Annotated in this window: 22 protein-coding genes and 2 pseudogenes; 12 read left to right on the forward strand and 12 right to left on the reverse strand. The window is 73.2% G+C overall.

The features are described from left to right. Positions 1 to 44: 44 nt before the first annotated feature. The 4 genes from NQU55_RS26680 to NQU55_RS26695 are packed head-to-tail and all read left to right on the forward strand — an operon-like array spanning position 45 to position 4135. Positions 45 to 2021 carry a hypothetical protein gene (locus NQU55_RS26680; RefSeq protein WP_240976604.1) on the forward strand — a complete coding sequence of 659 codons (1977 nt, stop codon included), beginning with the start codon at positions 45 to 47 and terminating at the stop codon, positions 2019 to 2021. A gap of 13 nt (positions 2022 to 2034) precedes the next feature. Continuing rightward, positions 2035 to 2763 carry a hypothetical protein gene (locus tag NQU55_RS26685; protein ID WP_168094316.1) on the forward strand — a complete coding sequence of 243 codons (729 nt, stop codon included), beginning with the start codon at positions 2035 to 2037 and terminating at the stop codon, positions 2761 to 2763. Beyond that, positions 2760 to 3032, forward strand: a complete 273-nt coding sequence (locus NQU55_RS26690; protein ID WP_168094315.1) for a helix-turn-helix transcriptional regulator — start codon at positions 2760 to 2762, stop codon at positions 3030 to 3032. Before NQU55_RS26685 ends, NQU55_RS26690 begins: the two co-directional genes overlap by 4 nt. 47 nt (positions 3033 to 3079) lie before the next feature. After that, entirely contained in the window at positions 3080 to 4135 is a 1056-nt protein-coding gene (locus tag NQU55_RS26695) for a hypothetical protein (protein ID WP_256791313.1), read from the forward strand. 435 nt (positions 4136 to 4570) lie between these two features. On the opposite strand, the gene exaC is transcribed toward NQU55_RS26695, so the two are convergent. Both exaC and NQU55_RS26705 read right to left on the reverse strand, forming a co-directional pair. Next, the gene (exaC, locus tag NQU55_RS26700; RefSeq protein ID WP_168094541.1) at positions 4571 to 6094 is read right to left on the reverse strand and encodes an acetaldehyde dehydrogenase ExaC; all 1524 of its coding nucleotides are present in this window, start codon (positions 6092 to 6094) and stop codon (positions 4571 to 4573) included. Positions 6095 to 6184: 90 nt separating this feature from the next. Beyond that, entirely contained in the window at positions 6185 to 7474 is a 1290-nt protein-coding gene (locus tag NQU55_RS26705) for a helix-turn-helix domain-containing protein (protein ID WP_168094544.1), read from the reverse strand. A 239-nt stretch (positions 7475 to 7713) separates the two neighbouring features. Here NQU55_RS26705 and NQU55_RS26710 point away from each other — a divergent pair, with 239 nt between their 5' ends. Together NQU55_RS26710 and NQU55_RS26715 are read left to right on the forward strand one after the other, a co-directional pair. Beyond that, positions 7714 to 7992: a holin gene (locus NQU55_RS26710; RefSeq protein WP_168094540.1), complete on the forward strand. Its 279-nt coding sequence runs from the start codon at positions 7714 to 7716 to the stop codon at positions 7990 to 7992. Between the two features lie 394 nt (positions 7993 to 8386). Beyond that, complete coding sequence (locus tag NQU55_RS26715) at positions 8387 to 9076, forward strand: hypothetical protein (protein ID WP_256791314.1); 690 nt, start codon at positions 8387 to 8389, stop codon at positions 9074 to 9076. 209 nt (positions 9077 to 9285) lie between these two features. Here NQU55_RS26715 and NQU55_RS26720 read toward each other — a convergent pair whose 3' ends face one another. Continuing rightward, positions 9286 to 9468, reverse strand: a complete 183-nt coding sequence (locus NQU55_RS26720; protein ID WP_168094538.1) for a zf-HC2 domain-containing protein — start codon at positions 9466 to 9468, stop codon at positions 9286 to 9288. A 67-nt stretch (positions 9469 to 9535) separates the two neighbouring features. Here NQU55_RS26720 and NQU55_RS26725 point away from each other — a divergent pair, with 67 nt between their 5' ends. Further along, positions 9536 to 10111 (forward strand): sigma-70 family RNA polymerase sigma factor, encoded by a 576-nt coding sequence (locus tag NQU55_RS26725; RefSeq protein ID WP_168094537.1) that lies wholly within the window; start codon positions 9536 to 9538, stop codon positions 10109 to 10111. A 107-nt stretch (positions 10112 to 10218) separates the two neighbouring features. Here the strand turns inward: NQU55_RS26725 and NQU55_RS26730 are convergent, their stop codons facing one another. Continuing rightward, positions 10219 to 10698, reverse strand: coding sequence for a copper chaperone PCu(A)C (locus tag NQU55_RS26730; RefSeq protein ID WP_256791316.1), 480 nt, complete (start codon positions 10696 to 10698; stop codon positions 10219 to 10221). Then, positions 10695 to 13217 (reverse strand): heavy metal translocating P-type ATPase, encoded by a 2523-nt coding sequence (locus tag NQU55_RS26735; RefSeq protein WP_256791318.1) that lies wholly within the window; start codon positions 13215 to 13217, stop codon positions 10695 to 10697. The genes NQU55_RS26730 and NQU55_RS26735 overlap by 4 nt, the downstream gene beginning before the upstream one ends. Positions 13218 to 13833: 616 nt before the next feature. Between NQU55_RS26735 and NQU55_RS26745 the strand changes: the two genes are divergently transcribed. After that, complete coding sequence (locus NQU55_RS26745) at positions 13834 to 15120, forward strand: cytochrome P450 family protein (protein ID WP_168093657.1); 1287 nt, start codon at positions 13834 to 13836, stop codon at positions 15118 to 15120. Positions 15121 to 15127: 7 nt separating this feature from the next. Then, on the forward strand, positions 15128 to 16132 hold the full coding sequence (locus NQU55_RS26750; protein WP_168093658.1) for an L-tyrosine/L-tryptophan isonitrile synthase family protein: 1005 nt from the start codon (positions 15128 to 15130) through the stop codon (positions 16130 to 16132). A 67-nt stretch (positions 16133 to 16199) separates the two neighbouring features. Here NQU55_RS26750 and NQU55_RS26755 read toward each other — a convergent pair whose 3' ends face one another. Next, entirely contained in the window at positions 16200 to 17066 is an 867-nt protein-coding gene (locus NQU55_RS26755; protein WP_206329488.1) for a helix-turn-helix transcriptional regulator, read from the reverse strand. A 156-nt stretch (positions 17067 to 17222) separates the two neighbouring features. Between NQU55_RS26755 and NQU55_RS26760 the strand changes: the two genes are divergently transcribed. Next, positions 17223 to 18008 carry an alpha/beta fold hydrolase gene (locus NQU55_RS26760; protein ID WP_168093660.1) on the forward strand — a complete coding sequence of 262 codons (786 nt, stop codon included), beginning with the start codon at positions 17223 to 17225 and terminating at the stop codon, positions 18006 to 18008. A 50-nt stretch (positions 18009 to 18058) separates the two neighbouring features. Next, positions 18059 to 18733 (forward strand): annotated as a pseudogene (locus NQU55_RS26765) (serine hydrolase domain-containing protein); the annotation flags it as partial. Between the two features lie 57 nt (positions 18734 to 18790). On the opposite strand, the gene NQU55_RS26770 reads toward NQU55_RS26765, so the two are convergent. The 3 genes from NQU55_RS26770 to NQU55_RS26780 are packed head-to-tail and all read right to left on the reverse strand — an operon-like array spanning position 18791 to position 21767. Continuing rightward, positions 18791 to 19618, reverse strand: coding sequence for an ABC transporter ATP-binding protein (locus tag NQU55_RS26770; RefSeq protein WP_168093662.1), 828 nt, complete (start codon positions 19616 to 19618; stop codon positions 18791 to 18793). 4 nt (positions 19619 to 19622) lie between these two features. Further along, on the reverse strand, positions 19623 to 20702 hold the full coding sequence (locus tag NQU55_RS26775; RefSeq protein WP_168093663.1) for a FecCD family ABC transporter permease: 1080 nt from the start codon (positions 20700 to 20702) through the stop codon (positions 19623 to 19625). Further along, entirely contained in the window at positions 20703 to 21767 is a 1065-nt protein-coding gene (locus NQU55_RS26780; RefSeq protein WP_168093664.1) for an ABC transporter substrate-binding protein, read from the reverse strand. A 336-nt stretch (positions 21768 to 22103) separates the two neighbouring features. Between NQU55_RS26780 and NQU55_RS26785 the strand changes: the two genes are divergently transcribed. Next, entirely contained in the window at positions 22104 to 22823 is a 720-nt protein-coding gene (locus NQU55_RS26785) for a PIG-L deacetylase family protein (protein WP_168093667.1), read from the forward strand. Between the two features lie 60 nt (positions 22824 to 22883). Here NQU55_RS26785 and NQU55_RS26790 read toward each other — a convergent pair whose 3' ends face one another. The 3 genes and pseudogenes from NQU55_RS26790 to dhaL all read right to left on the reverse strand — a co-directional run. After that, entirely contained in the window at positions 22884 to 24122 is a 1239-nt protein-coding gene (locus NQU55_RS26790; RefSeq protein WP_168093665.1) for a PP2C family protein-serine/threonine phosphatase, read from the reverse strand. Positions 24123 to 24202: 80 nt separating this feature from the next. Continuing rightward, positions 24203 to 24715 carry a PTS-dependent dihydroxyacetone kinase phosphotransferase subunit DhaM gene (locus NQU55_RS26795; RefSeq protein WP_256791340.1) on the reverse strand — a complete coding sequence of 171 codons (513 nt, stop codon included), beginning with the start codon at positions 24713 to 24715 and terminating at the stop codon, positions 24203 to 24205. After that, positions 24695 to 25315, reverse strand: a pseudogene (gene dhaL / locus NQU55_RS26800) (dihydroxyacetone kinase subunit DhaL); the annotation flags it as partial. The pseudogene dhaL and the gene NQU55_RS26795, both read right to left, overlap by 21 nt. Positions 25316 to 25336 lie beyond the last annotated feature (21 nt).

Genomic DNA, 25336 nt, shown 5'->3' on the forward strand with positions numbered 1-25336 from the left:
GTGACCTCGACGCTCTTGTCTCAGCCCTGGCTTCGGGGCGGAGAATGGTGGTCGTCGCGCCGAACGGTACGGTCAACACGGGGGTAGTAACGGGCGGTCAGCGGCAGACCCTGTCCGCCGCGGCGGAAGGCGGTTCGGCTGCGGGACCGATGCGGGAAGGTCCTGTACGGGCAAAGGACCTGGAAGCGGCAAGGCGTCGCTTCGTGCCGCCGCCCGGTTTCGCGGACGCGCTTGTGGCACTCGATTCCGGCATTTCCGTGCTGGTCGGAGCGCCGGGGACAGGCCGTGAGACTCACGCCCTCAACCTGCTGGCTCACGGGTGGGAAGATCCCGTGCTCGTCCAAGTGGACGGGGCGGTGGACCTCACTCGGTGGGGACCGCGTCCGCAGGGAGTGCACGGTTACCTGGTGATGGAGCCTCCGGATCCGTTTGCGCTCCGCCCGTGGGACCTGTCTCGGCTGGAAGCACCCTTGGCTGAAGTGGGGGCACGCCTCCTCATCGTGGTGGCGGACGCCCCTGGCCTGGCCCCCGCTCTGGCGGACCACCTGGGCACACCGGTCCTGTGTCACCTGCCGCCCGATCCGCGGAAGGTCTTCGCTGCCCATCTCGCGGACGCCTGCCCCGATGAGAAGGTGCGTGTCCGGTTGCTGCAGTCCTTGGGAACGGGGCTGTTCGGGGAGCTGCTGCCGGCCGAGCTGCCACCCCGCCTTGCGGCACAGGCGGCAGAAGCCGTGGCTCGGCTGGGTACCGCCGGCGGCGCCGCCTGCGCCGAGGTGCTACCCGCATTGGCCCGGGCGGAAGCCCCGGAACTTGTGGCCCGGGCGCAGGAAGATCCCGTACTCCTTTCCCACCTGTTCTCGCTCAGCGTCTACGGCGGGCTTGACCGCGGTGTCGTGGTGGAGCGTGCGGCGGACCTGCTGGGGCTGGCAGGCTCCGGATGGGGGCAGGAGCCCGCAGCGCAGAGCCTGCGCCATCAGGCTGGCCGACAGCAGCTCGGTGTGCCCCGCCAGCGGCCCCTGTCGGCGACCCTGCGTGCTCTCGGAGCGCACCGCCTGTCGCAGGGAGGAACGGGCGTCACGGACACGGTGTCGTTCTTCTGGCCGGCCGTGGGCGATGCCGTGTGGGATGTCCTGTGCCGTGAACACACAGACCTGCTGCCCCTGCTGCATGCATGGCTCACCAGGACCGGAGACGATCCGGACCAGATTAAACGGGCCGGGCAGGCGGTGGCGGCCATGGCTGTGGGTACCGGCGGCAGGACTATGGACCACTTGCGCAACGTGGCTTTGGCCCCGTGGCCTCCGGCTGTCGAGGTGGCCGCCCGGTGCCTCGGAACGGCTTTCCAGGAGCCGACTGCGGGGGCCAAGGCGGAGGAACTGCTGGAACTGTGGAGCGTCGCGCCCGAGGCGGCCTTGCGGACAGCAGTGGCGTACGCCTGTCGCTCGGACCGCGGCGAGCTCACGGCAGGGCGAGCCCTGCAGTTGCTCCGCCGGCTCATGGGGACGATGCACAACGACGTGGACGACGACATGGCTGTCGCTGCTGCCGTTGCGGAAGTGCTGGTGCAGCGTTTCGCAGCGGGTAATGCCCCGGAGAAGAGAAGCATCCTGGACGGCATGCGGGACTGGGCAGGGTCCGACGGCGTCGCGGGCCAGTTGGCTGTCCTGGTTTTTCCTGTCGTGGCGGGTGCGGACCTCGCATGGTGTGGCAGTGAGGTTCTCTCCGGTCCCCAGGCGGCCTCGAGCATAGTCCAGCTGACCAGCCATGCCCTGAACGAGTCGGCCACTTACCCGCTCATGCGCGACGTCCTCCTCGCCTGGGCTTGTGAAGCGGACGGTGCGTCGCAGCCGGGTCCAGCCCTGAAGGAACTTCTCGGAGGCCTGGCAGAAGCCCGGCAGCCGGGATTTCTCCGCTGGCTCCTGGCCGTCGAACGAGGCCCGGACGCCATGCCCGGCAAGGAACTGGCGGCGACGCTGCTGACTGTGTGGCGCAGCAAGGCCCCGGCCTCAAACACGGACTGACCAGGAGGAAACGATGTCGCTTCCCTCTTACCCCGGACTCTTCGTCTCCGTCGAGCGGCAGTGCGCCGACCGGAATCCCATGCCTGAGCTGCGGCTCTTCGACGGATCGAGAGGAGCGGGCGTTCCCGTTGTTCTGGAGCAGGCCCGCCAGTTGCTGTACGACCGCTCCGCAGCCCCTGCTACGCGTACCGCCCTGTGGCACCAGATCGCAGAGCGGGCACGCCTCGACGCCGACCGGTCCGAGTGGCCCTCGGCAGTCGTGTGGTTGGGGCTGCCAGGACTTCGCCGCACCGCGTTCAAAATCACTGACTGCTTCCGTGCGGAACGCGAAGACGTGGAGGCCGAACTCGTCACGTGCTACCTCGAAGCACTGGCGGAGGTCGGAGCGTATAGCTCCGACCCTGGCGGCCAGGTATTACGCTCAGCCTGTTCCCGCGCATGGACGCTGTGGCGCAAGGCTCGCCCTGAGCTGGCCGTAGAGAACGTGGAAGGTGCCGGAAGCCTTCCCATCAGAACGGACACGGACGGTCTCTGGCAGGCGGACTACGACCCGCCCGCGCGCCAGACCGGACTCTCGGCCAGCTTGCGTATTACCGTCCCTGCCCACCGCGCCGAAGGCGTACGCATGGGTGCACTGGCCCAGGTATGGGGCTTGGCCGACACGGCTGTCGGCACCCGGTACTCACGCCGGGGCCGCCAGGTCGGAACGATCTCCCTCCGACGAGTCGGGAGGAACGATTGACTGGCCACACCGAGACACCTCTCACCTTCCGGGAGATCTTCAACCTCCCGGTCAGCGTAGATCTGAAGACGGCAGCCAGAGCGTTCGGCATGTGCCGGGGCACTGCCTACCGGCTCATCGCCCTTGGCACCTTCCCCTGCGAGACGGTCCGGGTCGGTGGACGCCACCGGGTGCTCACCGTTGAGCTGCTGCGTGCGCTGGGCATCGAGGAACGCCCCGTCTTCGCCGATGAGATCGCCGAGGGAGTGGCACTCACCCTCTTCGACTGATCCCGGCCTACAGAGCACACCCATGAACACCTCCGAAGGAGTCTGCCATGCCCACCTGCCTCGTTGTCGGGGCGACGACCATCGCGGCCCACACCTCTAGCCCAACCGGCCCGGACGGGCTGCATCGGTCCACAATCTTCTACGACGACGTCGTGCATCCCACCTGTGAACAGCTCGGCCTCACCCTCCTTCGGGCGGACGAACTGACGGCTGCCGGTCTGCCCGCGGAGCAGTTGCTGCGCTTGGTGGCCGAAGTGGACGTCGTGGTCGCGGACCTCAGCGGCTCCGACGAGAAGCTGTCCTTCGGACTTGGTATGCGACATGCACTCGAACGGTGCACCGTCTACGTCACCGAGCAGCCCAGCAGCTCTCCCGAGGCCGGACGGATTCCCTCCATCCAATTGTCGTCCCACCCCGCCGACGCGGTCACGGCGCGGCAGCAGCTCAAGGCTGTACTGACCGAAGCCTTGTGCGGGGTGATTCCCGCGGATCCATCTACCGGCCCGATGATGCAGACCTGTGTGGACGCGGCTGCCGAACCCGAGGAGGATGCCCCCGGTCTGCTGGACCTGGCCGCCGACGCCGAGGCGCAGCTGGAAGCCATCTCGGGAGACATGGCCGACGTGGAGTTTGCCTTGACAGATCTCGGAGCGATGATGGAGCTCATCACCGAGGACATGGTCCGGGTCAGTCATCCGGGGGCTTCGATGAGCATGAAGCTGGCGGTGGTCAATCGTCTGGCCAAGGCCATTGACGGACCGTCTGGTGACCTGGAAGCGGCGGCCGAGCGCTTCGCCGAGCGCATGCGGGTCAGTGCAAGTGCGTTCGGGGCGTTTCTGGAGTGGGCGGGGAACACGCCGCGCAGCCAATGGCCGGACGGTGTGGCGGAGGCTTTGGACCACGTGGTCGGGATGTCGATGGAGACTCAGACCGCGGCGGTTGACCTACAGGAGGCGCTGGCGCTGATGAATTTGTTCGGCGCTTCCAGTCGGCATCTGCGTGGGCCCGCCCGGCGGATCGGTGCGTCCCTCCAAACCATGTTCCGGAGTGTGGCCGTGCTGGAAGAGTGGCAAGGCATGGCCGTGGCTCTCAAGCGGGCCTGATCCGTCGCGACTTCCATGAGCCGAGGGCCGCCCGGGGTACCCGGGCGGCCCTCGGGTGCGATCGCGATGTGCTGCCCCCAAGACTCGTGGCCACCTTGCTCGGCTGGTGGCGGCCTGAGCGTCTTGCGTAGCGAAGCCGATGTGATTCGGGCTCCCCGACAGCCTCCACAAGCTCGTCGCCCTGCGGTCCATCCGACAGGTGGACAATCGTGAGGTGCCGTTATTAAGAAGTTATTTGGAAGCCGGTAGGAATGCGCGACGACGAAGGCGAAGTGCAGCAGCAACGGGGCTGCTTGCGCATCAACGGCATGCCTCGACGAGGACACATTGCCGCAGATCGCGAGGGATCGCAGGAAGATTGACTCCCATGGCCGCACGCTGGTGACGCGTGTCCCCGGCTCGCTACGCCGCAGGGCGGAGGCCCTTTTCTTCGGCCTAGAAGAAGCCCAGCTTCTTCGGGGAGTAGCTCACCAGCAGGTTTTTGGTCTGCTGGTAGTGGGTCAGCATCATCTTGTGGGTTTCCCTGCCTATGCCTGACTGCTTGTAGCCGCCGAAGGCCGCGTGGGCCGGGTAGGCGTGGTAGCAGTTGGTCCAGACTCGGCCGGCCTGGATGGCTCGGCCGGCTCGGTAGGCCGTGGTGCCGTTGCGGGTCCAGACGCCGGCGCCGAGGCCGTAGAGGGTGTCGTTGGCGAGGGTGATGGCGTCTTCGAAGTCGGTGAAGGGGGTCACCGCCACGACCGGGCCGAAGATTTCTTCCTGGAAGACGCGCATGTCGTTGCGGCCTTCGAGGATGGTGGGCTGGACGTAGTAGCCGCCGGCCAGTTCGCCGCCGAGGTCGGCGCGGTGGCCGCCGGTGAGGGTGCGGGCGCCTTCCTGGCGGCCGATGTCCAGGTAGGAGAGGATCTTTTCGAGCTGGTCGTTGGAGGCCTGGGCGCCGATCATTGTGGTGGTGTCCAGAGGGTGGCCCGGGACGATGCGTTCGGTGCGGGCCGTTGCCGCTTCCATGAACGCTGCGTAGTGGCCCTGTTGGATCAGAGCGCGCGACGGGCACGTGCAGACTTCGCCCTGGTTCAGGGCGAACATGGTGAAGCCTTCCAGAGCCTTGTCGAGGAAGTCGTCGTCGGCCGCCGAGACGTCGCCGAAGAAGATGTTCGGGCTCTTGCCGCCGAGTTCGAGGGTGACCGGCTTCAGGTTCTCCGACGCGTACTGCATGATCAGGCGGCCCGTGGTCGTCTCCCCGGTGAAGGAGATCTTGGCTACGCGCGGGCTGGCCGCAAGCGGCTTGCCCGCCTCCACGCCGAAGCCGTTGACGACGTTCACCACGCCCGGGGGGATCAGGTCGGCCACCAGGTCCAGCCAGATGTGGATGGAGGCCGGGGTTTGTTCGGCGGGCTTCAACACGACCGCGTTGCCCGTCGCCAGGGCCGGGGCCAGTTTCCACGCCGCCATCAGGATCGGGAAGTTCCACGGGATGATCTGGGCCACCACGCCCAGCGGCTCGTGGAAGTGGTACGCGACGGTGTCCTCGTCGATTTCCGAGAGGCTGCCCTCCTGGGCGCGGATCGCGCCCGCGAAGTAGCGGAAGTGGTCGATCGCGAGCGGGATGTCGGCGGCCAGGGTCTCACGGACCGGCTTGCCGTTCTCCCACGACTCCGCGACGGCCAGCATCTCCAGGTGCTGTTCCATGCGGTCCGCTATGCGGTTCAGCACGGACGCCCGCTCGGCGGGGGACGTGCGGGCCCACGCCGGTGCCGCCGCGTGCGCCGCGTCCAGCGCGCGTTCGACGTCCTCCGCCGTGCCGCGGGCGATCTCGGTGAACGGCATGCCCGTCACCGGCGTCGGGTTCTCGAAGTAGCCGCCCTGCTTCGGCGGTACGTACTCGCCTCCGATCCAGTGGTCGTACCGCGGGCGGTACGAGACCACCGCGTCCGGGGAGCCGGGGTTCGCGTAGCGAGGCATGAGGGGCCCTTCCCTTCCCGTTCTCGGGAATCCGGGGGTTCCGGGGTTCCGGTCGCCGCCTTCCCGTCCGGGACCGGCAGCGACGGGAGGCTAGCGCCGCCGACGTGGCGCCGACGTTGCCCCGCCCGCCCGCAGGACCGGCGCATACGCCTCCCGTAACCTCCGCGCCTCCGCCGCCACCCCCGCCCGCTGCGGCGCACTCGCCGGCAGTGCCGCCAGCAGCCTCTCCCACACCTCCAGGTCCTCCTCGCCCCACCGGCTGTCCGCCCACAGCTGCAGCGCCCACGCGTCCCCGCCGCTCAGCACCGCCCGCCGCAGCCGCCCCTCGGTCAGCCGCCGCGCCCGGCACACCCCCGGCGCCTCCGAGGAGGGCAGCAGCGGGCCGCCGTACGCGCGCAGGGCGCCGCGTACGTCCCCCGCCTCCAGATCGCGCTCCACCCGGGCGACGTCCGTCTCGACCGGCTCGCACAGCCGGTACGGGCGGGAGGCCAGCAGCGGTCCCACCAGGCGCCGCAGGCGCGACAGCTCGGCCCGTAGCGTCACCGGAGGCACCGGGCGGTCCCCGTACAGCTCCGCCGCGAGCCGGTCTCCCGTCAGCCCCTCGGGGTGTCCGGCCAGCAGGACCAGGATCTCGCTGTGCCGTCTTCCCAGGTGGATGCGGCGGCCGTCCGGTGTCGTCAGCATCGCTTCGTCCTGGCCCAGGGCCGTCAGCTCGTGGTCGCGGACCCCGCCGAGGCCGCCACGGTCCCGCTCCGCCAGCCTCGCCTCCGCCGCCAGGGCCGTCGCCCGCACCAGCGCCAGGCTGTGCGGCGCGGCCAGGTGGTCGCCGCCCGTCAGGTCCACCGCGCCCAGCAGCCGGCCGGTCCGCGGGTCGTGCACCGGCGCCGCCGCGCACGTCCAGGGCTGGACGGCGCGGTTGTAGTGCTCGGTGGCGAAGATCTGCACGGCGTGGTCCAGCGCGAGCGCCGTACCGGGCGCGTTCGTACCCGCGTGCCGCTCGTCCCAGCGGGCACCGGCGACGAAGTTCATGGCCTCGGCCCGGCTCCGCACACCCCGGTGCCCCTCGACCCACAGCATCCGGCCCGACGCGTCGCAGACCGCCAGCAGGTGCGCCCCGTCGTCCGCGATCGTGCCCAGCAGCTCCCTGAAGAGCGGCATCACGGACGCCAGCGGATGCGCCCCGCGGTACTCCTCCAGCTCCGCGTCGGCCAGCTCGACCGGCGCGAGGAAGTCCGCCGCGGGCAGCGCCGCCGCCGACCGCCGCCACGAGTCCGCGACCACCGCCCGGACCCGCGGGCTCACCGTCCCCCCGCTCACGAACGTCTCGTGCGCCCCGCGGACCGTACGGCTCCGCTCGGCCGGGTCGCCGTCGCCCGCCATCGCCAGCCAGGGATTGACCGCGTTGGCCGTGTTGGCCGTATCGACCACGTTGGCCGTATCGACCACGTTGGCCGTATCGACCACGTTGATCGCATTGATCGCATCGACCACGGGGATCCTCCGCCCTCCGAGTCCTTCCGAGTCCTTCCAAAGCCTTGACGGGGCTTGCGGTGTGCGCTGTTCCGCCACGACGCTTCCCTTACCCATCGGACACGAACGGAAGAGACGAAGAAACAGCCATGCCCAAAGTTCTGCTCGACATCCTCGAGCGCACCGCAGCCGCCTACATCACCACCTTCCTCGGTCTCCTCCTCGCCGACGGGTTCGACCTCACCGACGTCTCCGCGCTCAAGGCCGCGGCCATCGCCTCCCTGCCCGCCGCCCTCTCCGTCATCAAGGGCGCGATAGGCACCCGCTTCGGCGAGAAGGGCACCGCCGCCTGGCTGCCGGAGCGCAGCGGTGGCGGCAGCAGCAGTAAGGGCGGCAGTAAGAGCGGCAGCAAAAAGGGCCGGCGGTAGCCGTACCGCCTCCACCCGGCGGCCACCCCACCGGCGGCCGCCCCACGCGCAAGCCGCGCGCCGGACGCTGATCGTTCACACGGGGTGTGAGCCGCGCACCCGCACTCGCCCCCGCACACACGTTCCCGCGCCCGCCCGCCGCGCGCTTGACTCGTTCCTGCGAGTCCCAATGGAGCGACGGGACCCGGGCCGTCGGTCCTTCCCCCGAGCCGGCGACCCACCGCCTCGTACCGCCGGGCGGACGGTACGGGGCGGGCCCGTGCGCCCGAGCGGGGGGTCGTACGGGCGTCTCCGCGTACCCCGCCGTCGCGTCGCGCGGCGCGGGTGCAACGATGTGGTCGTCATGAGAGCAGGGCCGCAGCCGGAACAGGGACCGCGAGCGCTGCGAGCCGCCGTGTTCGCAGCGGTCTGTGTGCTGCTCGCTGCCCTGGGCCACGCGGTCATGTCCGGGACGACCGTCCCCTGGTGGGCCGTCGCCGTCGCGCTGTGCGGTACGGGCAGCGGGGCGTGGTTCCTGGCGGGGCGCGAGCGCGGCCCGCTGCTGATCACGCTCGCCACGGTCGGCGCCCAGACCGGGCTCCACTTCTTCTTCGGCCTCGCCCAGAACGTCGTCGTGAACGCGGCACGGGCCGCCCGTCTGGGGCTGGACCCCGGCATGCCGATGCCGACGTCGATGCAGGCGCCGATGCCGACGGACATGCCCGCCGGGCACTCCATGGACGGCACGCCTATGGGCATGGGCTCCATGGACATGGGCTCCATGGGCGACATGGCCGGTCACTCCATGTCCATGCACGCCGGCCACGGCGCGCTCGGCATGTGGACCGCGCACGTCCTCGTCGCCGTCATCTGCGGCATGTGGCTCGCCGGCGGCGAACAGGCGGCCTTCCGGCTTGCCCGTACCCTGCGCAGCAGCCTCTTCACTCCGTTCCTCGCCCTCTTCCGCACGGGGGCGGCCCCCTCCGGCCCGCCGCGCATCCGCGCCGACCGGAGCCGCGCCGCGCAGCGCCTGCGGCAGCTGCTGTACGCGCACGTCCTCGCCACACGTGGTCCACCGGCCCGCGTCGCCGTCGCCTTCGGCTGACGGCGACCTTCCGCGCCGAACCACGTCACCGGGCCCGCCCGCTCCTCGGGCTGCCCGGATTCCAGGAAGGACACAGGGCGATGACCCCTGCCCGTACGCGGGTCGTGCCACGCCGGCACGCCGTCCCCGCGATCCCGGCTGCCGAGCCGGCCTCTTGTCCGGCCGACTCGGCCCATCCGACTTCTTCGACCGTTCCCGTTCCCGTTCCCTCAGTCCATCCCGAGCCCCGCCGCGAGCACTCTCAGCTGGCGCGCCCGCTCGCCCCACGCGTGGCACTCGGCGCACCCGCGCACGTGCGCGTCGAGGGCGGCGCCGGTCACGCCCGGCGGCAGGTCCTCGCCATCGACGCCGGCGGATATGGCGGTACGGAATTCACTGCAGTGCTGCACCATGCCATCGTCCCCGGTGCCGCTTTTGCCCGGTGCATCACCCCCCGGTCCTCCCGTAAGGGAGGCCGCCGTGCGTGACGACGAAGCCGTGACCACCTGGGCGCTCGCCGCCCGCAGCGGTGACGCCGACGCCGTCGAGCGCTTCATCCGCGCGACGCAGAGCGACGTACGCCGCTACGTCGCCCGCCTCAGCAACGACCCGCAGGGCGCGGACGACCTCGTCCAGGAGACGTACCTGCGGGCCCTGCGCTCGCTGGAGCGCTTCGAGGGCCGCTCCTCCGCCCGTACGTGGCTGCTGTCCATCGCCCGGCGCACGGTCGTCGACCGGCTGCGCTTCAACGCCGCCCGCCCCCGCCTGTCCGACACGGACGACTGGCAGTCGGCCGCCGAGCGCGCCCAGACGGCCCAGCTGCCCGGCTTCGACGAGGGCGTCGCGCTGTCGCAGCTCCTGGACCGCCTGCCCTACGAGCGCCGCGAGGCGTTCGTGCTGACGCAGATGCTCGGCCTGCCGTACGCGGAGGCGGCCGTCGTCGCCGGCTGTCCCATCGGTACGGTGCGGTCGCGCGTGGCGCGGGCCCGCGAGGCGCTGATCTGCCAGCTGGAGACGGCCGAGCGGGACGCCGTGCGCATACCGGTCGCGGCGTAGTCACGCACTACACACCGCACGCGCATCAAGCATGAAGCGAGCAGGGGCCGGGAGGCCGGGCTTCACGCCCGGCCTCCCGGCCCCTTTCGGTGGGCCTTCGAGACCCGTCAGTTCCCCGGCCTGACGACCGCCGCCTCCACCCGCACCGCGCCCGCCCCACGGAACTTCAGGACGACGGGCAGCCGATCGCCGAGCTTCAGCCGCGGCGGGGCCGACACCATGACGTCCAGGCCGTGCGGGGACATCTCCAGCGTGCCGCCGGCCGGCACCGTCGCCGACCGCACCATCCGCATGGTGCCCGCGCCCTTCTTGACCACGGTGCGGCTGAGCATCGCACCGCCGGCCGTCGGAGCGTCGACGCCGACGAGCTCGTCGTCCACGTCGCCGTCGTTCCGCACCCGGAAGAACGCGGCCGTGTCGTCCCGGCCGAACGGCAGCAGCACGCGCGCGTCCTCGACCGTGACGGCCGGGGGCCGGCCCGCGGCGCCCGAGGCGGTCCAGGCACCGAGGCCGCCGAGGGTCACGGCGCACGCCAGGACGGGGACGAGCGCGGCGCGCCCGGCAGCGGTCAGTCCGGAGAAGTTCACGCGTCACCTCGCGGGGCCGGGGCGGCGGCGCCGGAGCGTCGGCCGGTGGAAAGAGAAGGAGCAGAAGATGCAGAGGATGTTGAAGACGCAGAAGACGCAGAAGACGCAGACCTGCCGTGCGGGCGACGTCCCGCCGACTTCCGCGACGGCACCGGCTGCCAGCCCCGCAGCCGCAGGCTGTTCGCGACGACCAGCACCGAGCTGACGGACATCGCCGCGGCCGCGACCATCGGGCTCAGCAGCCCCACGGCCGCCAGCGGCAGCGTGACGAGGTTGTAGCCGAACGCCCAGGCGAGGTTGGCGCGCACCGTCGCCGACGTGCGCCGGGCCAGCCGGACGGCGTCCGCCAGGGCGCCCATGTCCTCGCGGACCAGCGTGACGTCCGCGGCGCCGATGGCCGCGTCCGTGCCGCTGCCCATCGCGATGCCGAGGTCCGCGCCGGCCAGAGCGGCCGTGTCGTTGACGCCGTCGCCGATGACCGCCACCCGGCGGCCCCGGGCGCGCAGCTCCCGTACGAGCTCCGCCTTCTCCTCGGGCGTGGCCCGCGCGTGGACCTCGGTGATGCCGAGCTCCGCGGCGACGGCGCGCGCCGCGCCCTCGCTGTCACCCGTCGCGAGGACGGGCCGCAGGCCGAGGCGCTTGAGGTGGTCGACGGCGCGGTAGGAACCGGAGCGCACGGTGTCGCCGAGGACGATCACCGCTTCCGGCGTGCCGTCCACGCGGACCAGGACGGCGGTGCGCCCGTCCCGCTCGGCGTCGCGCACGGCCGAGGCCAGGGCCTCGGGAAGCGGGGCGTGGAGCGGGGCCGCTGCCGCGGTGGTGCGCCCCTTCGTGCGGGGCGCGCGCCCACGCTGCTGCGGGCGTCCGGCATCCGTGTCCGGACGTACGACCTCCACGAGCCGTCCCTCGACCCGTCCGGCGACGCCCTTGCCCGGGGTGGCCGTGAAGTCGGTGACCTCCGGCAGCCGCACTGCGGGGTCGGCGGAACCCTCCGGCTCCAGCGCATACGCACAGACCGCCCGGCCCACCGGATGCTCCGACCCCTGCTCCGCCGCCGCGGCCAGCCGCAGTGCCGTGGCCTCGCCGATGCCGTCGGGGCGGGCCGTCACGCCCGTCACCGTCATCGAACCCGTCGTCAGCGTGCCCGTCTTGTCCAGCACGACCGTGTCCACGCGCCGCAGCCCCTCCAGCGCCTGCGGCCCGCTGACCAGGATGCCCAGGCCGGCGCCGCGGCCCGTGGCCGCCAGCAGGGCCGTGGGCGTGGCCAGGCCGAGCGCGCAGGGGCAGGCGACGACGAGGACGGCCACCGCGGCGGTGACGGCGGCCTGCGTCGAGGCGCCCGCGCCGAGCCAGAAGCCGAGGACCGTCACGGCGACGGCCAGCACGGCCGGCACGAAGACCCCGGCGACGGCGTCGGCCACGCGCTGCGCCTTCGCCTTGCCCGCCTGCGCCTCCTCCACCAGCTTGGCGATCCGGGCGAGCCGGGTGTCGGCGCCGACCGCCTCGGCCCGTACCTCCAGCAGCCCGCCGGAGTTGACGGCGCCGCCGACGACGGAGGTGCCCGGACCGGCCTCCACGGGCGCGCTCTCGCCCGTCACCAGGGACAGGTCCAGCGCCGAACTGCCCGCGACGACGACGCCGTCGGTCGCGACGCGCTCACCGGGCCGTACGACGAAGCGGTCGCCGACGCGCAGCTGCTCGATGGGCACCCGGCGCTCCGTACCGTCGGCCGCCCGCACGAGCACGTCCTTCGCGGCGAGCGAGGCGAGGGCCCGCAGTGCGGAGCCCGTGCTGTGCCGGGCCCGGGCCTCCAGCAGCCTGCCGATCAGCACGAACAGGGGAACGCCCACGACCGCTTCGAGGTAGACGTCCGCCGTGCCGACCGTCATGGAGGGCACCAGCGTGAACGGCATCTTCATGTCCGGCCGTCCGGCGCCGCCGAGGAAGAGGGCGTACGCGGACCAGGAGTAGGAGGCGATCACGCCGAGCGAGACGAGCGTGTCCATCGTCGCGGCGGAGTGCCGCAGCCCGCGCAGCGCGCGCTCGTGGAAGGGCCACGCGCCCCAGACGGCGACCGGCGTCGAGAGGACGAAGCACAGCCACTGCCAGTTGCGGAACTGCAGGCCGGGGGCCATGGACAGCACCAGTACGGGGACGGACAGCACGGCCGTGATCAGCAGCCGGGTCAGGGCGCCCGTGGCCGCCTCGCCCGCCTCGCCCGTCCCACTCTCCTTGCCTCCCCCCTCCGAACCCGGCGTGGGGGCGGGCTCGGGCAGCGCCGCCGTGAAGCCGGCGCCCTCGACGACCGCCATCAGCTCGGCGGGGGTGACCCCGGCGGGGTGGGAGACGCGGGCCCGGCCGGTGGCCAGGTTGACGGTCGCGCTCACGCCGTCCAGCCTGCCGAGCTTCTTCTCCACGCGCGCCACGCAGGCGGCACAGGTCATGCCGCCGACGATCAGTTCGGTGGTGGCGGGCGTCGTGTCGGCCGCTGTGGCGGCGGTGCCGGTCGTCATGCTCATCGCCCACCCATGCCGTTCATCCCGTTCATCCCGTTCATCCCGTGCATGCCGTCCATGCCGTCCATGCCGCCCATCCCTCCGCCGGAACCCGACCCCGACCCCGAGCCCGAGCCCGAACCCGGCTCGGATCCCCCGGTGCGGTGTATCCCGGGAGCCGCCGGCCCGGCCGCCGTGCCGACGGCGTACGCGACGCCGAAGAGGGCGGCCAGCAGCAGGACGAAACCGATCAGGGTCGCGTACGGACTGCCGTACGGATCTCCCGACCAGCTTCCGGACCGGCTTCCGGACAGACTCCCGGCCGGGCCTCCGGCCGGGCTTCCGGATGGACTTGCGGATGGAGAGAGGGAGCGGCGAGCGGTCATCTCCGCATCGTGGCACGCTGCACAGCCGGTTCCGCCGCCTTCCGCCCGCTCCCGGCGCGTGAGGATTGTCCCTTGTGTCCGCGGGAACCAGAGGCCCTCGCCGGCCGACTACCTGGAGATACGGAGCCTGCGCGACAGAGGCATCCGTAAATCCGTGCGAACAACCCCCCGACCGGCGGGAACTCACTCCACCGCCCGTCCGACTTCTCAGGGGTCCACGACTTCGGTCCACGACTTCGCGAGGAGCCCTCACCGTGTCCCAGCCCGAGCCGTCCGAGCTGCCCGACCCCGTCCCCCTCTACGGGCCCGAGTACAAGCGGGACCCCTACCCGCTGTACGCGCGGATGCGGGAAGCGGGCCCGATCCACCGGGTCCTGTTCCCCAGCGGGGTCACCGCGTGGCTGGTCACCGGGCACGAGGCCGCCCAGAAGACCCTCGCCGACCCCCGGCTCGGCAAGAACCACGACCGCGGCAACGACCGCTGGCGCGCCCGCGCCTCGATCATGCCCGAGCCGCAGCACTCGCAGCTGCAGGTCCACCTCCTCCACCAGGACCCGCCCAAGCACACGGCCATGCGCCGCCTGGTGACCGACGCGTTCGCGCCGCGGCGCGTCGAGGGGATGCGGGCGCGCTTCCAGGAGATGGCCGACGCGCTCGTGGACGCGATGCCGGTGGACGGCGGCGCGGACGGCGGCGCGGACTCCGCCGACCTCGTGCAGTGCTTCGCCGCCCGCTTCCCCTTCCAGGTGCTCGCCGAGGTCATCGGCCTGCCGCCGCACCTGGCCCGGCGCTTCCGCCGTGAGTGGGGCAAGGTCGTCGCGCCCGTCGGGCCCACGGACCCCGGGCGGCCCGCCTACGAGGCGCTGCTGCGCGAACTCCAGGGCTACATCGCCGAGGTCGTCGCCGACCGGCGCGAGGCGCCCGGCGACGGACTGCTCAGCCGCCTGGTCGCCGCCCGCGACGCGGGCGAACTGACCCCGGAAGAGCTCGACTCCATGATCTTCCAGCTGCTGGTCGCCGGCCAGGAGCCCGTCACCAACCAGATCACCACCGCCATGGTGAACCTGCTCCGCCACCCCGAGGCCCTGGCGCGGCTGCGGGACGAGCCGGAGCTCCTGCCCGCCGCCGTCGAGGAACTCATGCGCCTCGACAGCGCCTTCGAGCTGACCACCTGGCGCTTCCTCGCCGAGGACGCCGACCTGCACGGCACGCGCGTGCCCGCCGGCGACTCCGTGATCGTCTCCCTCTGCGCCGCCAACCGCGACCCCGAGCGCTTCCCCGACCCCGACACCCTCGACCTGGACCGGGCCCAGGGACCCCACCTGGCCTTCGGCCACGGCATCCACTTCTGCCCCGGCGCGGCGCTCGCCCGCATCGAACTCCAGGTGGCCCTCGGCACCCTGCTCGCCCGGCTGCCCGGCCTGCGGCTCGCCGTGCCCGACGGGGAGCTTCCCTGGATCCCGGCCGTCCTCGGCCGCGGCACCTCCGCGCTGCCGGTCTCCTTCGACCGTGCCGCCGGCTGCCCCATGGGCCGTGGGTGAGTGCCGCATGTCCCACGCCACGCTGACCTCTCCGGTCGCCCCTGCTGCCCCGACCGCCCCTGCCGCCCCGACTGCTCCTGCCGCCCCGACTGCTCCGGTGACGTCCGCCTCGTCCGTCGAGGCGCGCATCCTCCGCCTCCTCCTGCCGTACCACCGCACCACCGGCGCGGGGTCCGCGGATCCCGCGGACTTTCCCGAGCAGCTGCGCCAGATACGGCAGTTCACGGACGCGGGCGAGCCCGTCCTCTTCACCCTCCCCGGGTTCCCCTGCAAGTCGCCCAACCCCGCCAAGGTCCTCGGCCACCTCCCCGACGAGGGCGAGCGGCTCTCCCTCGCCTTCCTCGACCGGCTCTGCGCGCGCATCGGCGAGGTCCACGCACCCGGCGCGCGCATCCTCATCTGCTCCGACGGGCACATCTTCGGGGACCTCATCCACGTACCGGACGAGCACATCGACGCCTACGGCGACGCGCTCCGCGACCTGATCGCCGGTGAAGGGCTCGGCCGCCTCGACACGTTCGACCTGCGCGACGTCCACGGAGACCTCGACCACGACACCAAGCGCCGGCTCGTGACCGAGGCCTACGCGCCCTCGGTGGAGACGCTGCGGGCCCTCGTCCGCAGCGACGAGGAGACCGCGCGGCTCTACCGCGGCATCACGCGCTTCCTCGTCGAGGACACCGCGGACTTCGCCGGCACGCGGTCCGCGCTGCAGCGCGAGTGCCGGACCCGCGCCTACGGGGTCATCGCGCGCAGCCGCGCCTGGGGCGACCTCATCGCCGACTGCCACCCCAGGTCCGTACGGCTGTCCATCCACCCGCAGCGGCCGGGCGCGGAGAAGTTCGGCATCCGGCTGCTGGACGCGGCCGACGCGTGGGCCACGCCGTGGCACGCCGCCGTCCTGCGGGGGCGCGGGGGAGAGGCGAGGCTCATGCACCGGGCGGAGGCGGAGACGCGGGGGCGCCTCGTCCACCGCGCGGGGCGCCCGAGCCACTTCGAGGAGCGGGAGTAGGAGTCAAGGGGCAGGGGGCAGAGGGCAGGCGGTACGGGGAGATCCGGATGCGCAGGCCGACCGCCCGTCAGCCTGCCGGGGCCGGGTCGAACTGCCCCGTGCCCACGACCTTGAGCAGCGCGAGGCGTTCGGCGGTGTCGCTGCCGGCCGGCGGGGTGTACAGGACGACGCGCTGGTCGCCCTCCGGCGCGAGCAGCATCTGGCAGTCCAGGTCGACCGGGCCGATCAGCGGGTGCAGGACCCGCATGCGCGTCGCCCGGCGCACCGCGACCTCGTGCAGCTCCCACAGGCCCGCGAACTCCTCGCTCGCGTCCCGCAGCCGTTCCACCAGGCGCGTCGCGGCGGGGTCGCCCGCGCGCCGCCCCACGGCCGCCCGCAGGTCGGCCACGTGCAGGCGGCCGTAGTAGTCGTGCTCGGCGGCCGGGTACGCGGCGCGCTGCGCGGGGTCGGTGAACCAGCGCCAGACCACGTTGCGGCCGTGCTCCGAGACCGTGCACACCCCGCCCAGCAGGGCCTCCGCCATCGCGTTCTGCGCCAGGACGTCCCCGAGGTCGCCCAGCACCTGGACCGGTGTGGCCGGAAGCTGGTCCAGCAGGTGGAGGAGCCCCGGGCCCACGTGGTCGCCCGCGGTCCGGGCGGCGGGCGGGCGGCGGCCTGCCAGGAGGTGGAGGTGGTCGCGCTCGTCGGCGCTCAGGCGCAGGGCGCGGGCCAGCGCCGCGAGCATCTCGGGCGAGGGCTGCGGGCCGCGGGCCTGCTCCAGGCGGATGTAGTAGTCGGCGGACATGCCGGCGAGCTGAGCGACCTCCTCCCTGCGCAGGCCCGGGGTGCGGCGCCGGGGGCCGGCAGGCAGGCCCACGTCCTGAGGGCGCACCCGGTCGCGGGAGCGGCGCAGGAAGTCGGCGAGTTCGGGACGGTCGATCGTCATGGTGATCATCCTGCCGGACGGTCCCCGGGCTCGGACAGGGACTGCCGGTCCCAGGGTCGACAAGGCTCTCCCGGCATCGGATCGGCGACGGCAATGTTGGCCGGGCCGGAGCACGAACGCCGCCCCGGCCCCACCGCAACCGCACCCCACGCAAGGAGCACCCCCATGGCCACCGTCACCGTCAACGGCGCCCAGGTCCACTACGAGCGAGCCGGCTCGGGCCCCGCGCTCGTCCTCGTCCACGGCACCGGATCGGCGGGGGCCGCGGTGAACTGGGGACAGACCAACCCCCGGTTCACCCCGCACCGCACCGTGATCACCCCCGACCTGTCGGGCACCGAGGCCACCGTCGACGACGGCGCGCCGCTCACCGCCGAAGGCCTCGCCGCCCAGGTCATCGCCGTCATCGAGGACGCGGCCGACGGGCCCGTCGACCTGCTGGGCTTCTCCATGGGCGCCACCGTCTCCGCCACCGTCGCGGCGCTCCGCCCCGACCTCGTCCGGCGGCTGATCCTGGTGGCCGGCTGGGCCCACACCGACAGCGACGAGTACCTGCGCAGCCTCTTCACCCTCTGGCAGAACCTCGGCACGAGCGACCCCGCGTCCTTCGGCCGCGCCGTCGCGATGACCGGCTTCAGCCGCGGCTTCCTCAACACCATCGGGCGCGAGCAGTTCGAGGCCCTGATCCCCAACATGCCGCCGACCGAGGGCACGCTGCGCCACATCGCCTACGACCTGCAGGTGGACATCCGCGCCCTGCTGCCGCGCATCCAGGCCCCCGCGCTGGTCATCGGCTGCACCCAGGACATCACGGTCCCGGTGGAGCACAGCCGCGCCCTCCACGCCGCGATCGCCGGCAGCTCCTACGCCGAGATCGACTCGGGCCACGTGGCCTTCTTCGAACAGGAAGAGGTCTTCGTCAAGCTCGTGACCGACTTCATCGAGGCCTGACCGCCTTTGTGGCGGCACATCGGCGCGGCCCCTTGCGGCGGCCGGGAATGGGCGCCGCCCACCTCGTGGTCGCGCTCCTGGTGCAGGACGGCGTCCTCGACCTGGACCGCGAAGTGGCCGCCTACTGGCCGGAATTCGCGGCCGAGGGCAAGGGCCGGCTCACGCTGCGCGAGCTGCTCGCGCACCGTTCCGGAGTCGTCGGCGTCGACGGCGGCTTCACCACGGAGGAGCTGGCCGACGACCGGCTGATGGCCGCGCGGCTCGCCGCCCAGCGGCCGTTCTGGGAGCCGGGGACCGCGTACGGCTATCACGCCTTCGTGATCGGCGCCCTGACGGGCGAGGTCGTGCGGCGGGTGACCGGCCGCTCGATCCAGGAGATCTACGAGGAGCGCATCCGGGTGCCGTACGGGCTCGACTTCCACCTGGGCCTGCCCGAGGCGCTCGAAGCGCGCTGTGCGGGCGTGCTGCCGCTGCTGCCCAGCCCGGAGGAGGCCGAGCGGCTCGCGGCCGGCGCTCTTGACCCGGACAGCGTCAAGGGCATCGCCTTCAACCAGAACGCGACCCCGCCGACCGACCTGGTGGCCTTCGCCAACACCCGTGCCGTCCGGGCCCTGGGCCCCGCCTCGTCCGGCGGGGTCGGCACCGCGCGGGGCGTGGCGGGGATGTACGCGGCGGCGATCGGCGAGGTGGACGGCCGGCCCCCGCTGCTGAAGCCGGAGACCGTCACGTCCGGGCGGCCGCAGCGCGCCAGCCGGGCCGGCACCCCGCGGCAAGCGCACCCGCTAGCGCTCCGCCGTCACCGCCTCCGCCGGCCGGGGCGGCGCCGGCGCCGGCACCGCCGCCGGTGACCGGTGGTCGAAGGCGATCAGGGGATCGCCCGTCAGCGGGTGGTCGATGATCGCCGCCCGGACGCCGAAGACGTCCGCCAGCAGCTCCGGGGTGAGGACGTCGCGCGGCGGGCCCGAGGCCACCACGTGGCCCTCGTGGAGGACGTGGAGGCGGTCGCACAGGGACGCCGCCGCGTTCAGGTCGTGCAGGGACAGCAGCGTCGTGCGGCGCTGCTCCCGCAGCAGGGCCAGGAGTTCCACCTGGTGCAGGACGTCCAGGTGGTTCGTCGGCTCGTCCAGGACGAGGACCTCCGGGTCCTGGGCGAGCGCCCGGGCCAGCAGCACCCGCTGCCGTTCGCCGCCCGACAGGGCGGAGAAGCGCCGCTTCTCCGCCCCGGCGAGCCCCACGCCCGCCAGCGCCGCGGCCACGATGTCCCGGTCGGCGGGGTCGTCGCCCGCGAACGCCCGCTTGTACGGGGTGCGCCCCATGGCCACGACGGCCCGTACGGACAGCTCGAAGTCGCTGCCGCGCTCCTGGGGGAGCGCGGCCACCCGCCGTGCCGCCTCGGGGGCGGTCAGCGACCTGATGTCCGTACCGCCGACCAGTACGCGGCCGGCGTGCGGCCGCAGGTAGCGGTAGACGGTGCGCAGGACCGTCGACTTGCCGCTGCCGTTGGGCCCGACGAGCCCGGCGATCTCCCCGTCCTCCGCGACGAGGCGCACCCCCGACACGATCGTCCGGCCCGACAGCGCCACGTCGAGGTCCTCGATGGCGATCCGCATCTCCCTAGCCCCTCTCCAGGCGGCGGTCCAGCAGGTACAGCAGCGTCGGCGCGCCGATCAGGGCCGTGACCACGCCCACCGGCAGCTCCTGGTCCGGCAGCGCCGTACGGGCCACCAGGTCGACCACGACGAGCAGGACGGCGCCGAACAGCGCCGCCACCGGCAGCAGCACGCGGTGCGCGCCGCCCACGACCATCCGGCACACGTGCGGCACCATCAGCCCCACGAAGCCGATCGCCCCGGAGACCGACACGAGCACGCCGGTGAGGACGCTCGTCACCACGAACAGCTCGCGCCGCAGCCGCGCGACGTCCACGCCCAGCCCGGCCGCGGTCTCGTCGCCCATCAGCACGGCGTCGAGGGCACGGGCGCGCGCGAGCAGCGCGGCGAGGCCCAGGGCCACCGCCGCCGCCGGCACGCCGAGCGTCGCCCACTGGGCGCCGCCGAGCGAGCCCATCAGCCAGAACAGCACGCCGTGCGTCTGCTGGTCGTCGCCGGCCTGCAGCACCAGGTAGTGCGTGAAGCCGGACAGGAACTGCCCGATCCCCACCCCCGCCAGCACCAGCCGCAGCGGCGAGAAGCCGCCCCCGCGCCGGGCCATCGCCCACACCAGGGCGAACGACGCGAGCGCACCGGCGAACGCCGCCGCCGACAGCCCCAGCCCGAGCAGCCCGCCCGCGCCCGCCCCCAGCACGATCGCCGCGACCGCGCCGAGCGAGGCCCCGCTGGAGATGCCCAGGAGGTACGGGTCCGCGAGCGGATTGCGGACGAGGGCCTGGACGGCCGTGCCGACCAGCCCCAGGCCCGCGCCCACCACGGCCGCGAGCAGCGCCCGCGGCACCCGCAGCTGCCACACGATCAGGTCGCGGGTGCCCGGCACCGGCTCCTGCCCGCTGATGCCGCGCGTCACCGAGGACCACACCTCGCCGAGCGGCACGTCCGAGGAGCCCAGGCACACCGACGCGGTCAGTGCGACCAGCAGGGCCGCGGCCAGCGCCCCCGCCACCCACGGCGCCCGTGCCCCCGGCTCGCGCTCCTCCGCCCGCTCCGCGGTGACCGCGGCGGGCGCCCCCACCGGACCCATCTACTTGACCCGGTCCGGGTGCAGCGTGTGCGCGATCTCGCGCACGGTGTCCGCGCTGCGCACGCCCCCGATCGTGGTGCGCTCCGAGCCGATGCGCAGGAAGCGGCCCTCCTTGACGGCCGTGAGGTCCTTGGTGGCGGGGAAGTTCTTCAGGAACTCCGCGGCCTCGTCGAACGCCTTGGCGTTCGCCTCCTCGCTGCCCCGGTTGCGCACGCCCAGCTGGATCCAGTCGGGGTTCTTGGCGACGACGTCCTCCCAGCCCACGGGCTTGAAGTCGCCGTCGCAGCCGTCGAAGACGTTGCGGCCGCCGGCCATGCCGATCACGGCGTTGGCGACCTGCCGGTTGCACACGGCCATCGGCTGCTTGGTGCCCGCGTCGTAGTCGAAGAAGAAGTACGACGGGCGCTTGTCCTTCGGGACGTCCTTGAGGGCGTCCTGCACCGCGCCCGTCTTCTTGCGCATCTCCTGGACGAGCTCGGCGGCGCGCGCGGAGGTGCCGGTGACCTTGCCCAGCTCCTCGATGTCCGCCTCGACGCCCGACAGGTCCGTGCGCGGCGCCTTGCTCATCGCGGCGCAGGCCGTCGACTTCAGGAAGACGTGCTTGATCCCGGCGGTCTCGAACTCCTTGGCCGTCGGCGCGTCACCCATCTTGCCCATGTTCTTCATGGACGAGAAGGAGTCGACGTACAGGTCCGCGCCCGAGCCCAGGAGCTTCTCCTTGGGGATCACCGTCCTGCCCAGCACCGGCACCTTCGCCGCGCGGTCCGCGTACTGCCCCGGCATGGCGCCCTTGCCGGGAGGGAAGCCCGTGCCGGCCACCTTGTCGCCCGCGCCCAGCCACATCAGCAGCTCCAGGCTCGCGGCGTTGCTGGTGACGATCCGCTTCGGCGCCGACTCGAAGGTGGTCTTCGCGCCCATGCAGTCCGTGACGCTCACCGGGAAGCCGGACCGCGCGCCGGCCGCGGCGTCGTCGGACTTCTTCTCCCCGCCACCGCCACCGCCGCCGCAGGCCGTCGCCGACAGGGCCACAGCGGCCAGTACACCGCACCACGCACGAGGGCGCATCAGACAACTCCAGGAATTTCGGTTCGCCACGGGCCCGCCGGTGCGGGTCCGGATCAGGTAGTCGGACCGCAGGCCCGCCGGGTTCCCGCGTGTCGCGAAGAAGTGCGACGTAGGCTGCATCGAACGCCCCGCCGACGGAACGCGGCACGCGGGCGGAGGCGGATCCGGCAGGTGAAGGAGACCGTGATGGCGGATGCGACGAATGCGACGAATGCGGCGACGGGCGCGACGACCGGCGCGGCGGACGTGACGGATGCGGCGGGCACGGCGGATGCGGCGGCGGCCGCGGCCGGGCTGCCCGGCGCGCAGCCGCAGCCGCGCGATCAGCTCAAGGAGATGCCCACCGACTGGCGGCGCGCCCTTGCGATCGTCGCCCACCCCGACGACCTCGAGTACGGCGCCTCCGCCGCCGTCGCCACGTGGCTGGACGACGGGCGCGAGTGCGTCTACCTGCTGGCCAGCGTCGGCGAGGCCGGCATCGACACCCTCGCCCCCGCCGAGGCCGGGCCGCTGCGCGAGCGCGAGCAGCGGGCCGGCGCGGCCGCCGTGGGCGTGGAGACCGTCGAGTTCCTCGGCCACCCGGACGGCGTCATCGAATACGGCACGGCCCTGCGCCGCGACTTCGCCGCCGCCATCCGCCGCCACCGCCCCGAACTCGTCCTGACGCTCAACCACCACGACACCTGGTCCTGGGGCGACTCCGTCTTCTGGAACACCCCCGACCACCGCAACGTCGGCCGGGCCGTCCTGGACGCCGTCGCCGACGCCGGCAACCGCTGGATCTTCCCCGACCTCGCCGAGGAGGGGCTCCTGCCCTGGGACGGCGTGCGCTACGTGGCGGTCGCCGGGTCCCCGCGGCCCACCCACGCCGTCGACGCGAGCAGCGGCCTCGACCGGGCCGTCGCGTCCCTCCTGTGCCACCGCACGTACATCGAGGCGCTGACGAAGGAGGATCCGGAGACGTACTGCCGCACGTTCCTGGAGGGCGGCATGCAGGGCGTCGCGGCGCGGTTCGGCGGCCGGCCGGGCGTCTCCTTCGAGCTCTTCAACCGCTGACGGGCCGCGGGGCGGGCTCTCACGGGCCCGCCCCGCGGAGCATGCGGCCCGGTCCCTGCCCTATGCCACCGGGGCCCCTTCCGCCGCTCCCTCCGGGCGGGCCGCCTCGTGCGTCCCGTGGTACTCCGACGCCCGTTCCAGCACCAGCACGGCCACGTCGTCCTGCAGCCGCCCGCCCGTGTGCGCGTCGAGGTCGGCGCGCAGCCTGCCCAGCAGTTCGGGCGTGGGCAGGGCGGCCCAGGCGTCCAGCCGTTCGGCCAGGGGGTAGAAGCCGCCGTCGGGCGACCGGGCCTCGGTCACCCCGTCGGTGCAGGTCAGCACCCGGCAGCCGGGCGGCAGGGCGACGCGGTGGACCGTCCGGGGCGAGGCGGCCAGGTCGCCGAGGCCCAGGGGCAGCCCGGCGTCGGCCGGTTCCAGTTCGCGGGCCCCGCCCCGCGCGTCGATCAGGAATGGCGTCACGTGCCCGCAGTCCACGAACGTGACCGGCACCGGGCCGCTCGCACCGGGCCGTTCGGAGCCCTCCTCGGTGCCGAAGACCAGCGCCGTGACGAACTCCTCCGCCGCCCGCATCCGCGCGTCCTCCGGCCGGCCGCCGTGCCGGCCCGGCTGCAGCCGCGCCTGGTACTCCGCGGACCGGTGGTAGCGGTACAGCCCCTGCTCCATCGCCCGCACCGAGCTCTCCAGGTCGCGCCGGTGGTAGGCCGCCTCCCGGAAGGCGGTCAGCACCGCCGCCCCCGCGCCCAGCGTGCCCAGGCCCTTGCCGCGCACGTCACCGATCAGCACGCGCGTCCCGTACGGGGTGTCGACCACCTCGTACAGATCGCCGCCGACGAGGGCCTCCCGCTGCGAGGACACGTAGAAGCCGTCGACGACCACACTGCGCGTCCGCAGCGGAAGCGGCCGCAGCAGCGCCCGCTGCGCGGCCTCCCCGGTGGCCCGTACGCGCTCCAGCAGGGCGTCGCCGTCGCGCCGCAGCCGGGCCACGGCGATGCTCGCGCCCACCATCAGCGCGTTGCCGACGAACGAGCCGACCCTGTTGACCGCCACCTCGTTGTCGGCCACGCCGTGGTGCGCCACCATCAGGCAGAAGTCGACGACGCCCACGAACACCGTCTGCCGGTACGTGCACAGCGCCGCGGCCGTCATCGGGGCCAGGGCCGCGAAGACGTCGAGGCGCAGGTTCGACGGCGTCATCAGGTCGACGCACACGATGCCCGCCAGGTAGGCCAGGACGAGCGCGAAGGGCAGTCTGCGCGACGACGACACCTGGCGGGACCTCCACGCCGGAACGAGGCTCATAAGGGTATTTGTGCCATTACACCCTGGCACGGGTGGGCCCCTCGGCCATCGATGTGATCTTGGTGCCGCCGCCTCTTGACTCAGAGTTTGCGGTATGTGCGGGCGTCGTCCGCCGCGGCGAGCACGGCGGCGAGGTCGCCGCCGGCCGATGCCGTCACCAGGCCCGTCACCGCGCCCTCCACGAACGGGGCGTCGGCGATGCGCACCTCGGTGCCGCCGAAGCCCTCGGTGAGCAGGGCCTTCACCGTGAGCACCGCGCTGCCCATGTCGCAGAAGACCACCACGCCCGCACCCTGGTCCGCCGCCGCGACCGCCCGCCGCACCAGCTCGGCGCTCGTGCCCACGGAGCCGTCGGGCAGCCCGCCGGCCGGCGCGGCCGGAGCCGGGTCGCCCGTGCCGACCAGGGCCTTCGCCAGCGCGGCCGTCGAGGCGGCCACCTCGCGGCTGTGCGAGACGAGCACGATGCCGACCCGTCCCGCCGGCGCGGCCTCCTCGGGAGCCGCCGCTTCCCCGGCCTCTTCCGCCTCGTCCGCCTCCTGCACCGGCGGCGCCGCGCACAGCTCCGGGTCGGTGGCCTCGTACAGCGCCGTCACCAGCAGCGCCGACGACGTGGCGCCCGGGTCCTGGTGGCCGATGCTGCGCTCGCCCAGGTAGCTCGCCCGCCCGCGGCGGGCCTGCAGCGGGATCGTCGCCCCGGCACCCTCGCGGGCGGCCCGCGCGGCGGCGTCCAGCGCGGCCACGACGCCCTGCGGCAGGGCGGCCGCGTAGGCGTCGGCGGCCGGCTGGAGGGCGTCGACCATCGTCTTGTCGCCGGGCGCCGCGTCCCCGAGCCGCCGCACGCTGGCCACGGCCGCCCCCAGCGCGCGCCCCAGCGCCTCGGGCTCGACCACGGGGTCCTCGCCCAGGATCTTGCCCATCCGCCGCAGTACGGTCCCGAACAGCGGCCCGGACGCGCCGCCCACGGTGTTCGTCAGGTGCACGCCGACGGCCGTCAGCAGCGCCCCCGGTGTGGCCGGCGGCTCCGCGGCCACCGCCTCGGCGGCGGAGGTGAAGCCGCGCTTGAGGTTGGCGCCGTGGTCGGCGTCGCCGATGGCGGCGTCGAGTTCGGTCAGGCGCGCGGACTCCGCGACGATCACGCGTGTGGCGCGGTCGAGGAAGCGGCGGAAGAAGTCCAGGTCGAGCGGGACGGTCATGTGCGGTGGCTCCTCGTCGCA

The sequence above is a fragment of the Streptomyces telluris genome (genome assembly GCF_024519335.1).
Lineage (GTDB): Bacteria > Actinomycetota > Actinomycetes > Streptomycetales > Streptomycetaceae > Streptomyces > Streptomyces telluris.

Coding starts and splice junctions, on each gene's coding strand:
- NQU55_RS26680 (WP_240976604.1), top strand. CDS start 45: ATGGTGGTCGTCGCGCCGAACGGTACGGTCAACACGGGGGTAGTAACG.
- NQU55_RS26685 (WP_168094316.1), top strand. CDS start 2,035: ATGTCGCTTCCCTCTTACCCCGGACTCTTCGTCTCCGTCGAGCGGCAG.
- NQU55_RS26695 (WP_256791313.1), top strand. CDS start 3,080: ATGCCCACCTGCCTCGTTGTCGGGGCGACGACCATCGCGGCCCACACC.
- exaC (WP_168094541.1), bottom strand. CDS start 6,094: ATGCCTCGCTACGCGAACCCCGGCTCCCCGGACGCGGTGGTCTCGTAC.
- NQU55_RS26705 (WP_168094544.1), bottom strand. CDS start 7,474: ATGGCGGGCGACGGCGACCCGGCCGAGCGGAGCCGTACGGTCCGCGGG.
- NQU55_RS26710 (WP_168094540.1), top strand. CDS start 7,714: ATGCCCAAAGTTCTGCTCGACATCCTCGAGCGCACCGCAGCCGCCTAC.
- NQU55_RS26720 (WP_168094538.1), bottom strand. CDS start 9,468: ATGGTGCAGCACTGCAGTGAATTCCGTACCGCCATATCCGCCGGCGTC.
- NQU55_RS26735 (WP_256791318.1), bottom strand. CDS start 13,217: ATGAGCATGACGACCGGCACCGCCGCCACAGCGGCCGACACGACGCCC.
- NQU55_RS26750 (WP_168093658.1), top strand. CDS start 15,128: ATGTCCCACGCCACGCTGACCTCTCCGGTCGCCCCTGCTGCCCCGACC.
- NQU55_RS26755 (WP_206329488.1), bottom strand. CDS start 17,066: ATGATCACCATGACGATCGACCGTCCCGAACTCGCCGACTTCCTGCGC.
- NQU55_RS26760 (WP_168093660.1), top strand. CDS start 17,223: ATGGCCACCGTCACCGTCAACGGCGCCCAGGTCCACTACGAGCGAGCC.
- NQU55_RS26770 (WP_168093662.1), bottom strand. CDS start 19,618: ATGCGGATCGCCATCGAGGACCTCGACGTGGCGCTGTCGGGCCGGACG.
- NQU55_RS26775 (WP_168093663.1), bottom strand. CDS start 20,702: ATGGGTCCGGTGGGGGCGCCCGCCGCGGTCACCGCGGAGCGGGCGGAG.
- NQU55_RS26780 (WP_168093664.1), bottom strand. CDS start 21,767: ATGCGCCCTCGTGCGTGGTGCGGTGTACTGGCCGCTGTGGCCCTGTCG.
- NQU55_RS26785 (WP_168093667.1), top strand. CDS start 22,104: ATGCCCACCGACTGGCGGCGCGCCCTTGCGATCGTCGCCCACCCCGAC.
- NQU55_RS26790 (WP_168093665.1), bottom strand. CDS start 24,122: ATGAGCCTCGTTCCGGCGTGGAGGTCCCGCCAGGTGTCGTCGTCGCGC.